The 15,908-nt window shown below is 65.3% G+C and carries 12 protein-coding genes; 4 read left to right on the forward strand and 8 right to left on the reverse strand.

Annotation, left to right across the window (positions count from 1 at the left end):
• Window positions 1-13: 13 nt before the first annotated feature.
• The 7 genes from RX329_RS15120 to RX329_RS15150 all read right to left on the reverse strand — a co-directional run bounded on the left by RX329_RS15120 (window position 14) and on the right by RX329_RS15150 (window position 9,776).
• On the reverse strand, window positions 14-1,462 hold the full coding sequence (locus tag RX329_RS15120) for an aldehyde dehydrogenase family protein (protein WP_085348840.1): 1,449 nt from the start codon (window positions 1,460-1,462) through the stop codon (window positions 14-16).
• A 17-nt stretch (window positions 1,463-1,479) separates the two neighbouring features.
• Entirely contained in the window at window positions 1,480-2,823 is a 1,344-nt protein-coding gene (gene gudD, locus RX329_RS15125; protein WP_085348841.1) for a glucarate dehydratase, read from the reverse strand.
• A gap of 24 nt (window positions 2,824-2,847) precedes the next feature.
• Window positions 2,848-3,792: a 5-dehydro-4-deoxyglucarate dehydratase gene (gene kdgD / locus RX329_RS15130; RefSeq protein WP_007602056.1), complete on the reverse strand. Its 945-nt coding sequence runs from the start codon at window positions 3,790-3,792 to the stop codon at window positions 2,848-2,850.
• 125 nt (window positions 3,793-3,917) lie between these two features.
• Window positions 3,918-4,823, reverse strand: coding sequence for a LysR substrate-binding domain-containing protein (locus RX329_RS15135; protein WP_027518955.1), 906 nt, complete (start codon window positions 4,821-4,823; stop codon window positions 3,918-3,920).
• A 123-nt stretch (window positions 4,824-4,946) separates the two neighbouring features.
• A complete protein-coding gene (locus tag RX329_RS15140) occupies window positions 4,947-6,287 on the reverse strand; it encodes an MFS transporter (protein ID WP_085348842.1) in 1,341 nt (446 codons plus the stop codon).
• Window positions 6,288-6,587: 300 nt separating this feature from the next.
• Window positions 6,588-8,540: a hypothetical protein gene (locus RX329_RS15145; protein ID WP_085348843.1), complete on the reverse strand. Its 1,953-nt coding sequence runs from the start codon at window positions 8,538-8,540 to the stop codon at window positions 6,588-6,590.
• Between the two features lie 153 nt (window positions 8,541-8,693).
• The gene (locus tag RX329_RS15150; RefSeq protein ID WP_018457547.1) at window positions 8,694-9,776 is read right to left on the reverse strand and encodes a YbhN family protein; all 1,083 of its coding nucleotides are present in this window, start codon (window positions 9,774-9,776) and stop codon (window positions 8,694-8,696) included.
• A 416-nt stretch (window positions 9,777-10,192) separates the two neighbouring features.
• Between RX329_RS15150 and RX329_RS15155 the strand changes: the two genes are divergently transcribed.
• The 3 genes from RX329_RS15155 to RX329_RS15165 all read left to right on the forward strand — a co-directional run bounded on the left by RX329_RS15155 (window position 10,193) and on the right by RX329_RS15165 (window position 14,768).
• Complete coding sequence (locus RX329_RS15155) at window positions 10,193-10,699, forward strand: ferritin-like domain-containing protein (RefSeq protein WP_007612365.1); 507 nt, start codon at window positions 10,193-10,195, stop codon at window positions 10,697-10,699.
• A 153-nt stretch (window positions 10,700-10,852) separates the two neighbouring features.
• Entirely contained in the window at window positions 10,853-12,256 is a 1,404-nt protein-coding gene (locus RX329_RS15160) for an MFS transporter (protein WP_317246101.1), read from the forward strand.
• 112 nt (window positions 12,257-12,368) lie between these two features.
• On the forward strand, window positions 12,369-14,768 hold the full coding sequence (locus RX329_RS15165; RefSeq protein ID WP_317246102.1) for an EAL domain-containing protein: 2,400 nt from the start codon (window positions 12,369-12,371) through the stop codon (window positions 14,766-14,768).
• 2 nt (window positions 14,769-14,770) lie between these two features.
• On the opposite strand, the gene RX329_RS15170 is transcribed toward RX329_RS15165, so the two are convergent.
• Window positions 14,771-15,205, reverse strand: a complete 435-nt coding sequence (locus RX329_RS15170; protein ID WP_027566871.1) for a hypothetical protein — start codon at window positions 15,203-15,205, stop codon at window positions 14,771-14,773.
• Between the two features lie 79 nt (window positions 15,206-15,284).
• Between RX329_RS15170 and RX329_RS15175 the strand changes: the two genes are divergently transcribed.
• Window positions 15,285-15,872, forward strand: a complete 588-nt coding sequence (locus tag RX329_RS15175; RefSeq protein ID WP_085348853.1) for a hypothetical protein — start codon at window positions 15,285-15,287, stop codon at window positions 15,870-15,872.
• Window positions 15,873-15,908 lie beyond the last annotated feature (36 nt).

Here is a 15,908-nt window from a genome sequence, read left to right on the forward strand (position 1 = left end):
ATCTTCCCCGTGGTTAGCCGGGATAGGTATAGGCGGTCTTCACCGTCGTGTAGAACTCGCGGGCATAGGAGCCCTGTTCGCGGGCGCCGTAGCTCGAACCCTTCCGGCCGCCGAACGGCACGTGATAGTCGACGCCGGCCGTCGGCAGATTGACCATCACCATGCCGGACTCGCTGTTGCGCTTGTAGTGCGAGGCGTATTTCAGGCTGCTGGTGCAGATGCCGGAGGCAAGGCCGAACTCGGTGTCGTTGGAGATCGCGAGCGCCTCCTCGTAGTTCTTGGCGCGAATGACGGCGGCGACCGGGCCGAAGACCTCCTCGCGCGAAATGCGCATGTTGTTGTTGGCCTCGGTGAACAGCGCCGGCTGGAGGTAATGGCCGGGCGTTTCGCGCTTGAGCAACTCGCCGCCCCAGGCGAGCTTGGCACCCTCGTCCTGGCCGATCTTGATGTAGCGCAGGTCCTGGTCGAGCTGGCTCTGGTCGACCACCGGGCCGATATGCACGCCGGCCTTGAGCGCGTCGTCCACCGTGAGGCCTTTCAGGCGCTCGGTCACCGCCGCAACGAAACGGTCGTGAATACCTTCGGTGACGATCAGGCGCGAGGACGCCGTGCAGCGCTGGCCGGTGGAGAAATAGGCGCCGTTGACGGCGACTTCGACGGCGGTCTTGAGATCGGCGTCGTCGAGCACGACCAGCGGGTTCTTGCCGCCCATCTCGAGCTGGAATTTCTTCATGTTGCTCGAGGTCACGCAGGCCTGCGCGATCTTGCGGCCGGTCTGCACCGAGCCGGTGAAGGTGATCGCGGCGACGTCGGGATGCTCGATCAGGGTCTGGCCGACCACGGAGCCCGAGCCGACAACGAGGTTGAACACGCCGGACGGGATGCCGGAGCGGGTGATGATCTCGGACAGCGCATGCGCCGAGCCCGGCACCAGTTCGGCAGGTTTGAACACCACGGTGTTGCCGTAGCAGAGCGCCGGCGCGATCTTCCAGGCCGGGATCGCGATCGGAAAATTCCAGGGCGTGATCATGCCGACGACGCCCATCGGCTCACGGGTGAGCTCGACGTCGATGCCGGGACGGACGGAAGCGCCCTTCTCGCCGATCATGCGCAGCGCCTCGCCGGCGAAGAATGCGAAGATCTGGCCGGCGCGCGCGACCTCGCCAATTCCTTCCGGCAGCGTCTTGCCTTCCTCGCGGGCGAGCAGGCGGCCGAGCTCTTCCTTGCGGGCGATGATTTCGAGAGAGATCTTGTTCAGCGCGTCGTAACGCGCCTGCGGTGTCGACTGCGCCCAAGCGGGGAAGGCGGCCTTGGCGGCTGCGATCGCCTTCTCGGTCTGGGCCTTGTCGGCCTTGGCGTATTCGCCGACGACGTCGTTGGTGTTGGAGGGGTTGATGTTCTTGGTGACGGCGGAGCCATCGACCCATTCGCCGCCGATGAAGTTCTTCAGGATCGCAGTCATAGCTTCCTCCAGAGTTTTTAACGAACCAGGCAAGGACGCTTGTCGTCGAAGGTCCAGCCGGGGATCAGGTCCTGCATGGCAATAGCGTCATCGCGGGCGCCGAGTCCATGCTGCTTGTAGAGGTCATGCGCGGCGTCGATGGCGGCCCTGTCGATTTCGATACCTAGGCCCGGCCTATCCGGCACCGCGATCTTGCCGGCCTTGATCTGGAGCGGCTCCTTCGTCAGGGCTTGACCGTCCTGCCAGATCCAGTGTGTGTCGATCGCGGTGACCTTGCCGGGGGCGGCGGCGCCGACATGGGTGAACATGGCGAGCGAGATGTCGAAATGGTTGTTGGAGTGCGAACCCCAGGTCAGGCCGTTGTCGCGGCAGGTCTGGGCCACGCGCACCGAGCCTTGCATGGTCCAGAAATGGGGATCGGCCAGCGGAATGTCCACCGCGCCGAGGCGCAGCGCATGGGACAATTGCCGCCAATCGGTCGCGATCATGTTGGTCGCGGTCGGCAGGCCCGTTGCGCGGCGGAACTCGGCCATGATCTCACGGCCGGAGAAGCCGCCTTCGGCGCCGCAGGGGTCCTCGGCATAGGCGAGGATGCCGTGCATGTCCTTGCAGAGGCTGATGGCCTCGTCGAGCGACCATGCGCCGTTCGGATCCAGAGTCACGCGCGCATTCGGAAAGCGCTTGGCGATCGCGGTGACGGCCTCGATCTCCTGCTCGCCGCGCAGCACGCCGCCCTTGAGCTTGAAATCGGCGAAGCCGTAATGGTCGTGGGTGGCTTCCGCGAGCCGCACCACGGTCTCCGGCGTCATCGCCTCCTGATGGCGGAGGTTGAACCATTCCGCCTTGCCGGTCTCGCCGCCGACATAGTCGAGCTTGGATTTGCGGCCGTCGCCGACGAAGAAGAGATAGCCCAGCGTCTCGACGCTGGTGCGCTGCTGGCCCTCGCCGAGCAGGGCTGCGACCGGCAGGTTGAGATGCTGGCCGAGCAAATCGAGCAGCGCGGACTCCACGGCCGTGACGGCGTGGATCATGACGCGGAGATCAAAAGTCTGCTTGCCGCGGCCGCCGGCATCGCGATCGGCGAAGGCGGTCCTGATATCGGCGAGGATGTTGTTCATCGCGCCGACGGTCTTGCCGATCACGAGATCACGGGCGTCCTGCAGTGTCTGCCAGATCTTCTGCCCGCCAGGCACCTCGCCGACGCCGGTGTGACCGGCATCGTCGGTGAGGATGACGATGTTGCGGGTGAAGAACGGCGCATGCGCGCCGCTCAAATTGAGGAGCATGCTGTCACGGCCTGCGACCGGGATCACCTGCATCGCGGTGACGACCGGTGCGCCAGTGATCTCGGTCTTGATCATCGCAGGCTCCTCCCTGTGTTGTTGTTATTCTGCAGCCTGTTGTGACGATCGGATGGCGGGCAGATTCTTCACCAGCGCCGTGACTTCCGCGATCTCCTGCTCGGTGAGGTCCGTCAGCGGCGGGCGGACCGGGCCGGAATCGCGGCCGATCACTTTCATGCCGGCCTTGATGATCGAGACCGCATAGCCCTTCTTGCGGTTGCGGATCGCGATGAGGGGCAGGATGAAGTCCTTCAGGCCGGCGTGGATCGTCGCGTGGTCGCGCTTGCGCACGGCGGCGTAGAAATTGGTGGCGAATTCCGGAACGAAGTTGAATACCGCCGAGGAGTAGGTGGTCACGCCCATGTCGAGGTAGGGCAGTGCGAAGGTCTCAGCGGTCGGCAGGCCGCCGATATAGGTCAGGCGGTCGCCGAGCTTGGTGTAGACGCGGGTCATCAGCTCGATGTCGCCGATGCCGTCCTTGTAGCCGACGAGGTTCGGGCAGCGTTCGGCGAGGCGGGCGAGCGTATCGGGCTGGAGGATGGCGTTGTCGCGGTTGTAGACGATGACGCCGATCTTCACGGAGGCGCAGATCGCTTCCACGTGGGCAGCAAGGCCGTCCTGCTCGGCATGGGTGAGATAGGGCGGCAGCAGCAACAAGCCGTCGGCGCCGGCCTTCTCCGCGCCGATCGCGATCTCGCGCGCGGTGGCGGTGCCGTAGCCGGTGCCGGCGAGGACGGGCACGCGGCCCTTGGTCTCGTCCACGGCGATCTTGACGACCTGCGGAACCTCGGCCGCCGTCAGCGAGAAGAACTCGCCGGTGCCGCCTGCGGCAAACAGGCCTGCGACGTCATAGCCGCACAGCCAGTCCATGTTGGCGCGGTAGGTCGCCTCGTCGAAGGAGTAATCCGCCTTGAACGGCGTGACGGGGAAGGACAGGAGGCCGGATCCGATCTTCTGGGCCATTTCCTGCGGGGTCATCTTGCTCATGGGCGCTGCTCCCTGGTCTCGTGTTGTGGAGGACGCAAAGGCTGCGCGTCCATGCGACCGTGGTTTAGGAGACCGTTCGATGCGGGTCCAAGCCAAAGCCTATATCGACCAATGCGAAATCAGCATCAATCTTCCATCACCTCCGCCGAGGACAATTCGCTCGCGATTTTGACGAGCGCCGAGAGCAGCGGATTCTCGTCGTCGCGGCGCCAGACCATGAACAACTCGACCGGGACGCGGGTGCGCAGCTTCAGTGGCCGCAGGCGGACGTCCGCGATCTTCAGGCTCGCGGCCGCCGCCGGCACGATGGCGAGGCCGAGGCCGGCGCGCACCATGGCGAGGATGGAGTGGATCTGGCTCAGGTGCTGGACATAGCGCGGCAGGATGTCGGCGCGGGTGAACAGCGCCACCAGCACGTCGTGGAAGTAGCGGCTCTCATAGGGCGAATACATCACGAAGGGCTGGTTGTCGAAATCCTTGATCGTGATGGTCTCGGCATTTGCCAGCGGATGCTTTTTCGGGATCGCGGCGAGCAGGGGCTCGGCGACGACGCGGCGGCTGGCGATTTCGGGGCGCGCGATCGGCGGCCTGAGCAGGCCGGCATCGATCTGGCCCGAGGTCAACGCCTCGAACTGGTCGCCCGACACCATCTCCTTCAGCGAGAAGTCCACCTCGGGCAGCTTGGCGCGGCAGGCGGCGACGAGTTCGGGGAGGAAGCCGTAGGCGGCGGCCGCGGTGAAGCCGATCTTCAGCGAGCCGGACTTGCCGAGCGCGATACGGCGGGCGACCTGCGAGGCGCTTTCCGCAAGCTTCAGGATGCGCCGCGCTTCCGGCAGGAAGCTGCGCCCGGCAGGCGTCAGGCGCACCGAGCGGCTGGTACGCTCCAGCAGCGGCGCATCGATGATGTGCTCGAGCACCTGGATCTGCCGGGACAGCGGCGGCTGGGTCATGTTCAGCCGCGCGGCGGCGCGGCCGAAATGCAATTCCTCCGCTACCGTGACGAAACAGCGGAGCTGGTTGAGGTCGAACATCGATACATGCCTTAGATGGATAAGGCGTTTCCCCGGCGCTTCTAGCATCGATTACTCCCAAAACAAAGACGGCGGCCGTGAAGCCGCCGTTAAGTTGCCTGGTCAAGCTCCCATGGGGAGCCCTCAGGAGGAACGTTTGAGCACCACGCGCTCGATCTTGCCGACAACCACGAGATAGGCGAATGCGGCCACCAGCGCATTGGCGCCGACGAATATCAGCGCCCCGTTGAAGGAGCCGGTCGCGGCCAGGATGTAACCGATCACGATCGGAGTGCTGATCGAGGAGAGATTGCCGAAGGTGTTGAACAGGCCGCCCGAGACGCCGCCGGCTTCCTTCGGCGAGGTGTCGGAGACGACAGCCCAGCCGAGCGCGCCGATGCCCTTGCCGAAGAAGGCGAGCGCCATGAAGCCGACCACCAGCGCTTGGCCGTCGACATAGTTGCAGGCGATGATCGACATCGACAGCAACATGCCGCCGACGATCGGGATCTTGCGCGCCATCGTCAACGAGCCGGTCTTGCGCAGGATCGCGTCGGAGATGACGCCGCCGAGCACGCCGCCGATGAAGCCGCACAGCGCCGGCAGCGTCGCGACGAAGCCGGCTTGCAGGATCGACAGGCCGCGCTCCTTGACGAGGTAGACCGGGAACCAGGTCAGGAAGAAATAAGTCAGCGTGTTGATGCAGTACTGGCCAAGATAGACGCCGAGCATCATGCGGTTGGAAAGCAGCTGGCGGATATGGTCCCATCCGGAGCCGGGCTCGGGCGCGCGCTCTTCCTTGGGAGCGTCGAGGTCGACCAGCGCGCCACCGGCCTTGATGTAATCGAATTCGGTCTCGTTGATGCCGGGGTGCTCTTTCGGCCCATAGACGGTCTTGATCCAGACCAGGCCCATGACGATTCCGAGCGCGCCCATCACGAAGAATACGTAGCGCCAGCCGTAGTCGTGCGCGATCCAGCCCATCAAGGGTGCGAAGATCACGGTGGCGAAATACTGCCCGGAATTGAAGAACGCAGACGCGGTGCCGCGCTCATTGCCCGGAAACCAGGCCGCAACGATGCGGGCGTTGGCGGGGAAAGACGGCGCTTCGGCGATACCGACGAGGAAGCGTAGGCCGAATAGCACTGTGATCGCGGTGCCGGCGCTGAAGAAGCCGACCCAGCCCTGCATCGTCGTGAACAGCGACCAGACGATGATGCTGAAGGCATAGACAAGCCGGGAGCCGTAGCGGTCGAGCAGCCAACCGCCCGGCACCTGCGCGATCACATAGGACCATCCGAACGCCGAGAAGATGTAGCCCATCGCGACGGGATCGAGGTGCAACTCCTTGGAGAGCGCGGGCCCCGCGATCGACAACGTGGCGCGGTCGGCATAATTGACGGTCGTGACCAGGAACAACATGGTCACGATGAACAGCCTGACGCGAGACCTTCTCACATCCGCTGCGGACATCACTGCGCTCATTGCGCGCCTCCTTAGAACTCGAAACGTTTCCCCACTGCGACTCCTAGAGGCGCGCGCGGCAAAGTGTCCAAGTTCAAGGCAGTATCGATCGATGCTGCTTTTGGATTGATGGAACGGCAGGTGGGAGGAACGACTGAAGTGACGGCGAACCCGATCGCACCACGCGCGCCGTTGTCATTCCCCCGCGAAGGCGGGGAATCCAGTACGCCGCGACGTCTCGATTCAATCACGTCTGTCACGGAGTACTGGATCGCCCGCCTGCGCGGGCGATGACAGTGTGCGGGTAGAGGCTGCGCGCGTCTACTGCCGCGCGGCCGGCAGCAGCGGCGCGAGCAGCCCGCGTGTCACGCCCGGCGGTGCCGCATCCAGACCCAGCACGGCGCTTGCGGCCGGCAGTGCCGCGTCCGCCATCGCGGCGTGGCCTTCGGCGCTCGGATGCACGGCGCCGCCATAGACGGCGGAGAGCACGCCCCAGGTCGCGTCGTGAATGTCGGTCGGCTGGCTCGCCGCCGGTAGGCCTTGCGGATAGGTCATCGCGGCGAAATAGCTGTCGTTGGCGTCGCGGATCCACCGCGCGCGCGGCAAATAGGCGCGGAATTCGGAGGCGCCGCGGCCGCACAGCATCGGCTGGCTCGCCGCACTCACGATGTCAGGATTGAAGCTCTGGCCGTTCTCGGCAAAGCAGGTGCGGTCGAATTCGGGATCGTTGCCCGAATGCGCGCAGAAGCCGTGATCGGCGAACGCCGCCTGATGCGAATCCACGAAGGTCATGCGGTCGGCCTCGGGATCGCGGCACAGCGCGCCACGGGTGCAGGTGGCGAGCCCCTTGAGTTGCGGCAGGAATTCAGTGTCGACGAAAGTCGAGACGCGGGCGAGGCGCTGCGGATCGGCGTTGAAGGACGGATGGATGTCGAAGCCGGCGCGGCCGCCGCGGCAGGGCACGCCGCCATCGGCGAGCGCCGGGTTGGCGTAGGAGACGTAGACCACATGCGAGAGGTCGCCGCCGACCAGCGGCTTCAGCGCCTCGCGCAGCTTGACGAAATTCTGCGGCAGTTCGCGCGCCAGCGCATCGCGGGAATCATCGACGCTCGCCATCACGCCGGAGCGGCGGAATATCGCGCGCTCGGTTGCGGTCTCGACGATCACGTCGGCGACGAGGCCGGAGAAATAGACGTCGTTCGCGCCGACCGAGAGCAGCACGAGGTCGAGCGTGCGCTCGGGCTGGCGTTTCCTGGCGGCGGTCAGCGCCTCGCGCAGCTCGGCGACCTGCGCGTTCACGCTGATGTTGCAGACGCCGGTCTTGCCGGGCGGGCATTCGCGGGCGCGTTGCGAGCCGAGCAGCCCGTCGCTGATGCTGGCGCCGGTGCAGGCGAGCGGCAGAAAGGTCACCGCGACGTGGGTGTAGCGTACCGCAAGCGCCAGCGCGGTGCGGGCCTGGTAGCTGTAGAGCGATCGGTGGCAAGGCGAGTTGAACCAGAGGGCGCTGTAGCGCTGCCAGTTGGCAAGCGTATCCGGCGCTTCGCAGGCGCGGCCGCCCTTGAAGCCGGCGCGGCTCGGCCGATAATACTGCGCGCCGGCGGTGCCGAGATAGGAGCGGAAGCAAAAACCTTCGTCCGACAGCGCCAGCGGCCGGTCCGGATTGCCTTCGCCCGAGGCGATGCTGTCTCCGAGGCCAGCGACGAAGATGTCGCGGACCTGGATCTCGGTCTGGACCCGCTGGGTCGGATCGGAGCCGGAGGAGACATCGACGCTCGCGACCGTCTGCTTGCCGTAGCGGACCCGCAGATTGATCGGCTCGGCGCAGTCGAAGGTGGATTGCTGCGGCCCGTCGCCGTCGTCGAACGACCAGGCGCAGGTGGCGCCGACCGGCACCGGGCCGGCGAGGCGCACGGTGACGGGATGGTCGATGGGGGTGAGGTAGTTTTCCTTCGTGTTGTCGCGGGTGCAGGGCTGGTTGACCCGGCCCTGGAGGTCGATGCAGAGCCGGTTGACCATGTTGCGGGCCCAGCCGCGGCCCTCGCTCTGGAGCTCTAGCGATTGCTCGGCGGCGAGGATGCTGCGGTTACGCGCGTTCTCGACATGGAGCAGGAAGTCGCGCTCCTCGCGGAACAGCCGGAAGCGGTTGCGCACCTCCCAGCTGATCTGCATGGCGCCCGCGTCCTGCGCGGCCGTCCGCTCCGGCGGGAAGGCGGTGAGGAGCCCGGCGAGCAGCAGGGCACCGGCGAGGAAACGGCGATGGAAGAAAGGGATCATGGCCCGCGTCTTCAACGGCAAAGTTGAGGCGGAAATAAGAGAGCTGCTCTCCGCCTGCAACATTGGTCTACGGTTTTGCGGGCCGGCGTCCAGCGGACTATCGTGGGAGCATGATCTTTTCGGAAAACAGCTTCGCACTTTTCCGGATCACGCTTAGCGTTTGCTGGCCTGCCGCAGCGACCGCTCGCGCTCCATCGCTGCCACCTGCTTGGGCAGGTTGGCCTGCGCACAGGCCTCCGCCAGCCGTCGGCGCTCCTGCCAGGGCTCCACCACATTCATCCAGAGCTCGCGTGCGCCCATGATGGAGATGGCAAGACCGAACGGGATCACGAAATAGAGGATGCGGAAGACGAGGAGCGTGGCCAGAAGCTGCTCGCGGCCGAATTCGGGCAGCGCCACCAGCATGGCGGCGTCGAACACGCCGAGCGAGCCGGGGGCGTGGCTGGCGAAGCCGAGCAAAGTCGCCAAAATGAACACCACGGAGAGCGACAGGAAGTCGATCTGCGGAGTGGCCGGCACCAGAAGGTACATCGCCAGCGCGCAGAATCCGAGATCGACGACGCCGATCAGGATCTGCACCAGCGTCAGCGGCGCTGAGGGCAGCACCACCTTCCAGCCTTTCTGGCCAAGCTCGCGGCGCTTCTCGCCCATGCATAGCCAGACCAGATAGGCGCCGATCGAGGCGAGGCCGCCGATCGCAATCAGCCGGTTGATCGACGACGGCAGCTGATCCATGTAGGAGGCGGCATCCGGATGGATGGCCATGCCGATCGAGAGCACGAAGATGTTACCGAGCCAGAAGGTCAGGCCCGACAGGAAGCAGATTTTTGCGACGTCGATCGCATTCAGCCCGTAATCCGAATAGATCCGGAAGCGGATCGCGCCGCCGGTGAAGACGGTGGCGCCGATATTGTGGCCGATCGAATAGGACGTGAAGCTGGAGAGCGCTGCGATGCGATAAGGCACGTGCTTCTTGCCGATCGTTCGCAGTGCAAAAAAGTCGTAGAAGGTCAGCGTACAGAACGCGAAGCATACGCAGATCGCCGCCAGCCCGATATTGCCGCGGGGGATCTCGGTCAACGCGGTCAGGATGACCCCGGTGTCGATGCCCTTCAGCGTCCGTACCAGTGTGGTGATCGCGAACGCGATGATGAAGACGCTCGCCGCAACGCCGAGTCGCCGCCAGCCGATCCATCTCTTGAAGCCGCGCTTCAGCGCGGTCAGCAGTCCGTGCATTCATCCTCCCGGCGGGGGGCAAGACCGACCAGGCCAGACATTGGCCGGTCGGATGCGATCAGTGCCCGATGTGGGCTTGGATCGCTAGACATGATGTAGCTCATTTAAGGCAAAAACAGTGACTTGTGCAGCCCTTGACAAGGATAGGTTCTGCCTTGGACCAGCCACTTTGTCATACGCGGTTCACATCGGACGCGCGTTAAGCATATGAGTCGGGGGATCGGTCGCGTCCGTCCGTGACATAGTCTCAGATCCTGCATGGCCGGCATTGTTCCAGCGCAAGAGATGAGGGCTTTTTTGGAACGACGATGCCGTGCGCTGGTTAGTGCCGCATCAGCAATCGAACATGGCGGAATAACCGGCTTCTCCTGCAAGCCGGTGCCTCCGTGTTCCCACAACCCGAGAGGATCGGACCGATGGGATTGTTCACAAAAGACATCAAAACCATGAACGACCTGTTCGTGCATCAGCTCCAGGACATCTATTACGCCGAGCAGCAGCTCACCAAGGCTCTGCCGAAAATGGCGGATAAGGCGACCGATCCGCAGCTGAAGCAGGGCTTTTTGACGCACCTCGAAGAAACCAGGGAGCACGTCAAGCGCCTCGAGGAAGTGTTCAAGATGCACGGTGCGCAGGTGAAGGCGGTTGATTGCCCCGCGATCGACGGCATCATCGAGGAAGCCGACGAGACCGCCGGCGAAGTCGCCGACAAGGCGGTGCTCGACGCCGCGCTGATCAACGCGGCACAGGCGGCGGAGCATTACGAGATCGTCCGCTACGGCAGCCTGATCGCCTGGGCCAAGCAACTCGGCCGCAACGACTGCGCCAGCGTGCTCGCCAAGACGCTCGAGGAGGAGAAGGCCACCGACAAGAAGCTGACCACGATCGCCGAGAGCAAGGTGAATCTGCGCGCTGCGAGCTGAGGCCAGGCGTAGCCAGAATAGAGCGTCGCGCGGCCATCCGCGCGACGCTCGAACATGACGCATCCGTCACGCATCCATCATTCGATCCTTGTCGTAACATGACGAGGGGCTGGAAGCGTATCGTTCGCATGGGGCGGCAACCGAGATGGCAGCATGCGAGTAAGCACCGCAAGATACGAAGCCTTCGAAGCCGGCGTGCCGCATTCCGGCTCCCGGCTTGCAACGTCCCTCACCCTTGCCGCGATGAGCCTTGGTTATGGCGTGGTGCAACTTGACGTCACCATCGTCAACACCGCGCTCGACGCGATGGGCAGGACGCTCGGCGGCGGCGTCGCTGAGCTGCAATGGGTTGTCAGCGCCTACACCATTGCGTTTGCCGCCTTCATCCTGACGGCCGGCGCGCTCGGCGACCGCATCGGCGCCAAGCGCGTCTTCATGGCGGGCTTCGCAATCTTCACCGCGGCCTCGCTCGCCTGTGCGCTGTCGCCCAATGCGACCGTGCTGATTGGGGCGCGGCTGGTCCAGGGCCTGGCGGCGGCGATCCTGGTGCCGAATTCTCTTGCCCTGCTCAATCATGCCTATCCGGACGACCGCGAGCGCGGCCGCGCCGTCGCGATCTGGGCGGCCGGTGCGAGCCTCGCGCTCACCGCGGGCCCCTTCGTCGGCGGCGCGCTGATCACGCTGGTCGGCTGGCGCGCGATCTTTCTCGTCAACCTTCCGATCGGCCTCATCGGCCTTTGGCTGAGTAGGCGCTATGCGACCGAGACCACGCGCGCGCCCTCACGCGAGATCGATCTGCCCGGCCAGCTCGCGGCAATTGGTGCGCTGGGGGCGCTCGCCGGCGCGATCATCGAGGGGGGCGCGCTTGGCTGGCAGCATCCGGCTGTGCTCGCGGCGTTCGCTTCAGCCGCTCTCCTGGCGGTGCTGTTCGTCTGGCGCGAGAGCCGCGCGACGCAGCCGATGCTGCCCCTGTCCCTGTTCGATCACCGGCTGTTCAGCCTGACCGCGCTCGTCGGCCTGCTCGTGAACGTCGCGATTTACGGGTTGATCTTCGTGCTCAGCCTTTACTTCCAGAGGATCAACGGCCTGTCGGCGTGGTGGACCGGTCTCGCCTTCGTGCCGATGATGGCGGTGGTGCTGCCGGTCAATCTGCTGGCCCCGCGCCTCGCCGAGCGTATCGGCCCGTGCCCGACCATCGTCGTCGGAGCCTGCGTCTCGGCGCTCGGCTGTCTCGGCCTGCTGTGGATCGAGGCCGGCACAAGCTATTGGGCGATCTTTGCGCAGATGATCGCGATCAGCAGCGGACTTGGGCTGCTGGTGCCGCCGCTGACCTCGACCTTGCTGGGCAGCGTCGAGAAGGCACGCTCCGGCATCGCGGCGGGCGTCCTGAACGCGACGCGGCAGACAGGCAGCGTGCTCGGCGTTGCGCTGTTCGGTTCGCTGGTGGCCTCGGAAGGCGCGTTTGTGACCGGCCTGCACCTGTCGCTGGTCGTGTCGGCGGCCGTGCTGCTGCTCGCCGCCGCCGTGATCGGCCTCGGCGCGCCTTCGCGCGGATGAACAATCCGAGCGATTGAACACAGCTTCCGTTCACCATCCCCGAAACAGGCACGTAGCCGGTTACCGACTGTCCATCTCTGTCGGTTCAAGTGCGGGTCGATAGGGGCCCGCAATGCATCAAGTTCTCTACTGTCTCACCGAGGAGCACGACTGGCGGCTCGTCGCGCTTGGTGGCGCGGTGTGCCTGCTCGCAAGCGCGGCGGCGATCAGCCTGTTTCACCGGGCGCGCGCGACGCACGGCTCCGGGCGTCTGGTCTGGATCGCCCTGGATGCCGCCGTCAGCGGATGCGGCATCTGGGCGACGCATTTCATTGCGATGCTCGCCTACGGGCCGGGCGGTGCCGGCGCCTACAACATCCCGGTGACGATCCTTTCCCTGATCTTCGCGATCTCCTTAACCTTCGTGGGGTTGAGTCTTGCGGCATCTTCCGTGCGCGCGCCGTGGATCGTGCTCGGCGGCGCCATCGTCGGCGCCGCGGTCGCGACGATGCATTATACCGGAATGGCGGCGCTGGAGATGCCGGCACGGGTCGACTGGATCGGGAGCACGGTTGCCGCCTCGGTACTGTTCGGAATTGTTTTCGCGGCGCTCGCGCTGTTCGTCGCTGCGCGGCGCGACGACCTCTTCCACGCGCTGACCGCAAGCACACTGCTGACGGTCGCCATCGTCGCACATCATTTCACCGCAATGGGCGCTGTCGTTCTGACGCCGGATCCGACGCTCGCGATCAGCGGGTTATCGATCCCGCCGGCCTCGTTGTCCTTTCTTACCGCGGGTGCCGCAGTTGCGATCATCGCGATTGCGCTGGTGGCCGCGCTGCTCGATCGCCGCGCCAAGGGCGAACTGGGCCGCCAGCAGGTCGTGCTGGATACCGCGCTCGAGAACATGTCGCAGGGACTGTGCATGTTCGATGCGGACGGCAAGATCATCCTGTTCAACGAGCGTTATGCTGCGATGCTTGGCCGCACCGACATCCTGCTCACCGGCCGACTGCTGGTCGACGTGCTGCGGGAGGAGCAGGCGAAAGGTCAGTGGCAGGGCGATGCCGGCGAATTCTTCGCGCGCCTCGTCGCCGACGCGCGCGAGAGCCGCACCACGACCGACATCGTGACCAGGTTCGGCCGCTCCATCCGCGTCGTCAACCAGCCGATGCAGGGTGGCGGCTGGGTCGCGACCTTCGAGGATATCACCGAATGGCTGGAGGCCCAGGCCAAGATCTCGCACATGGCCCGCCATGACGCGCTGACCAGTTTGCCGAACCGCGTGCTGTTCCACGAGCAGCTCGTGCAGGGACTGCGCCGGACCGGATCGGGCGACCAGCTCGCCGTGCTTTGTCTCGATCTCGATCAATTCAAGGACATCAACGACTCGCTCGGCCACCCCATCGGCGATGCGCTGCTCAAGGAGGTCGGGCGCAGGCTGAAGGTCACCGTCGGCGAGAGCGACACCGTGGCGCGGCTCGGTGGCGACGAATTCGCCGTGGTCCAGATCGGACGTTCCGAGGAAGCCGCGGCAAGGTCCCTTGCCGGCCGCCTGGTCGAGGTGATCTCGGCGCCTTACGAGATCGACGACCATCAGATCATCATCGGTGTCTCCATCGGCATCTCGCTGTCCCCGCAGGACGGCGACAATCCCGATGAACTGCTGAAGAACGCCGACCTCGCGCTGTACCGCGCCAAGGCGGATGGTCGCGGCACCTATCGCTTCTTCGAGACCGGCATGGATGCGCGCGCACAAGCACGGCGTCTGCTGGAGATGGATATGCGCGCGGCGCTGCAACGTGACGAGTTCCAGCCGTACTACCAGCCGATCCGCGACGTCGCCAGCGGTCGCGTCGTCGCGTTCGAGGCGCTGCTGCGCTGGAATCATCCGCAGCGCGGCCTGATCGCGCCCCTCAGCTTCATTCCATTGGCCGAGGAGACCGGCCTCATCATCCAGCTCGGCGATTTCGTGCTACGCTCCGCCTGCACCGACGCCGCGACCTGGCCTGACGATGTCGACGTCGCGGTCAACCTGTCGCCCGTGCAGTTCAGGAACCCAAATCTGATCGCATCCGTGACCGAGGCGTTGGCGTTGTCGGGCCTCGACGCGCGCCGTCTCGAACTCGAGATCACCGAATCCGTGCTGCTGCAGAACAGTGAGGCGACGCTGACCACCCTGCACGAGCTGCGCGCAATGGGCGTGCGCATCTCGCTCGACGATTTCGGCACCGGCTATTCGTCCCTGAGTTATCTGCGCAGCTTCCCGTTCGACAAGATCAAGATCGACCGCTCCTTCGTGTCGGAACTCGCGACGCGCGAGGATTCCATGGCGATCATCCGTGCCGTGACTGGCCTCGGCCGCAGCCTCGGCATTGTCACCACGGCAGAGGGGGTCGAGAACGACGGGCAACTCGAGCTGCTCCGGCGCGAAGGCTGCACCCAGGCGCAGGGCTATTTGTTCAGCAAGCCGCGGCCGGCTTCCGATGTCGCGATCATGCTGGACCGACCGCCGTTGCGCGCAACCGCCTGAGGTTAGCCGCGGCGCAGTGCGAAATGCGCGCCGCAGAACGCCATCACAGCACCGAGGCCCAGCGCGGCAATTCCGGCCAGCACGCCCGAGACCGTCGGCACCGGGCTCGGCGCCGAGGCCACCTGGCCAGCACCCGCAAGCAGCAGCACGCCGACCGCGATCAGGAATTGTCGCATCCGTTGCGGGATCTGGCCCGAGACGGCGCTCTGCATCAATGTCGCCGTGAAATAGCCGCCGGAGAAGCCGACGGAGGCGATCAGCCACCAGGCGATCGCCGCGCCCGCCGGTATGAACTCGTGCGTGTCCGAGTGCCAGAGGCCGCCGAGGTCGAGCCCGTAGCGCGCGCCCAGCATGTGCACGGCGAGCGCGAGCAGCACGCCGGAGATCACGGCGGCGCCGAGAATCAGGCGGCGCGGAAAAAAAATCGTCTCAGCCATGGCTCGCTTGTAGGATGGGGCAGGGCGCTCACGCAAGCGGATCGCAGAGTGGATCGCCCGGATAGGATCGATTGTGAAGATGCGGGATTCGGGAGCTGAGATGGCTGCGGGTGCGAGCTATGCCTACAAGGCGTCGCTGATCGGCTCGGCGCATCGCTTCGAGCTGACGGAGGAGGGGCTGTCCTGGCACATCGGCAGCCGTTCGGGCCTGTGGCGTTATGGCGAGATCAGTGCAATCCGGCTGTCGTTCCGCCCGGTGTCGATGCAGCAGCACCGCTTTCGCGCCGATGTCAGCCATGCCAGTGGCGGCCGCATCGCGATCCTGTCGACGAGCTGGCAGACCGCGGCCCTGATGGCGCCGCAGGACAATGGCTTTCGCAACTTCATCGTCGCGCTGCACGCGCGCATGGCGCAGGCCGGCAGCCGCGCCGAATTGACCGCGGGCCTTGGCCGCAGGACCTACGCGACAATACTGGCTTTTCTTGCGGTGCTTGCGGTGGCGATGACGGGGCTCCTGGTCCGCGCGCTCGCGATCGGCGAATTCGCCGGCGCGCTGTTCATCATCGGTTTTGCCGCGCTGTTCGCCTGGCAGATCGGCGGTTTCGTCCGGCGTAACCAGCCGCGGAGCTACAGCTTCGATCGCCTGCCGAGAGCGTTGCTGCCCTAAATGCCTTGCCTTTGGTGCAATGGGCCGCAATCAAAC

The sequence above is a fragment of the Bradyrhizobium sp. BWC-3-1 genome (assembly GCF_032917965.1).
Lineage (GTDB): Bacteria > Pseudomonadota > Alphaproteobacteria > Rhizobiales > Xanthobacteraceae > Bradyrhizobium > Bradyrhizobium canariense_D.

Bases quoted from the DNA above. Each gene is read 5' to 3' on its own strand.
- RX329_RS15120 (WP_085348840.1), bottom strand. From the start codon at position 1,462: ATGACTGCGATCCTGAAGAACTTCATCGGCGGCGAATGGGTCGATGGC.
- gudD (WP_085348841.1), bottom strand. From the start codon at position 2,823: ATGATCAAGACCGAGATCACTGGCGCACCGGTCGTCACCGCGATGCAG.
- kdgD (WP_007602056.1), bottom strand. From the start codon at position 3,792: ATGAGCAAGATGACCCCGCAGGAAATGGCCCAGAAGATCGGATCCGGC.
- RX329_RS15135 (WP_027518955.1), bottom strand. From the start codon at position 4,823: ATGTTCGACCTCAACCAGCTCCGCTGTTTCGTCACGGTAGCGGAGGAA.
- RX329_RS15140 (WP_085348842.1), bottom strand. From the start codon at position 6,287: ATGAGCGCAGTGATGTCCGCAGCGGATGTGAGAAGGTCTCGCGTCAGG.
- RX329_RS15145 (WP_085348843.1), bottom strand. From the start codon at position 8,540: ATGATCCCTTTCTTCCATCGCCGTTTCCTCGCCGGTGCCCTGCTGCTC.
- RX329_RS15150 (WP_018457547.1), bottom strand. From the start codon at position 9,776: ATGCACGGACTGCTGACCGCGCTGAAGCGCGGCTTCAAGAGATGGATC.
- RX329_RS15155 (WP_007612365.1), top strand. From the start codon at position 10,193: ATGGGATTGTTCACAAAAGACATCAAAACCATGAACGACCTGTTCGTG.
- RX329_RS15160 (WP_317246101.1), top strand. From the start codon at position 10,853: ATGCGAGTAAGCACCGCAAGATACGAAGCCTTCGAAGCCGGCGTGCCG.
- RX329_RS15165 (WP_317246102.1), top strand. From the start codon at position 12,369: ATGCATCAAGTTCTCTACTGTCTCACCGAGGAGCACGACTGGCGGCTC.
- RX329_RS15170 (WP_027566871.1), bottom strand. From the start codon at position 15,205: ATGGCTGAGACGATTTTTTTTCCGCGCCGCCTGATTCTCGGCGCCGCC.
- RX329_RS15175 (WP_085348853.1), top strand. From the start codon at position 15,285: ATGCGGGATTCGGGAGCTGAGATGGCTGCGGGTGCGAGCTATGCCTAC.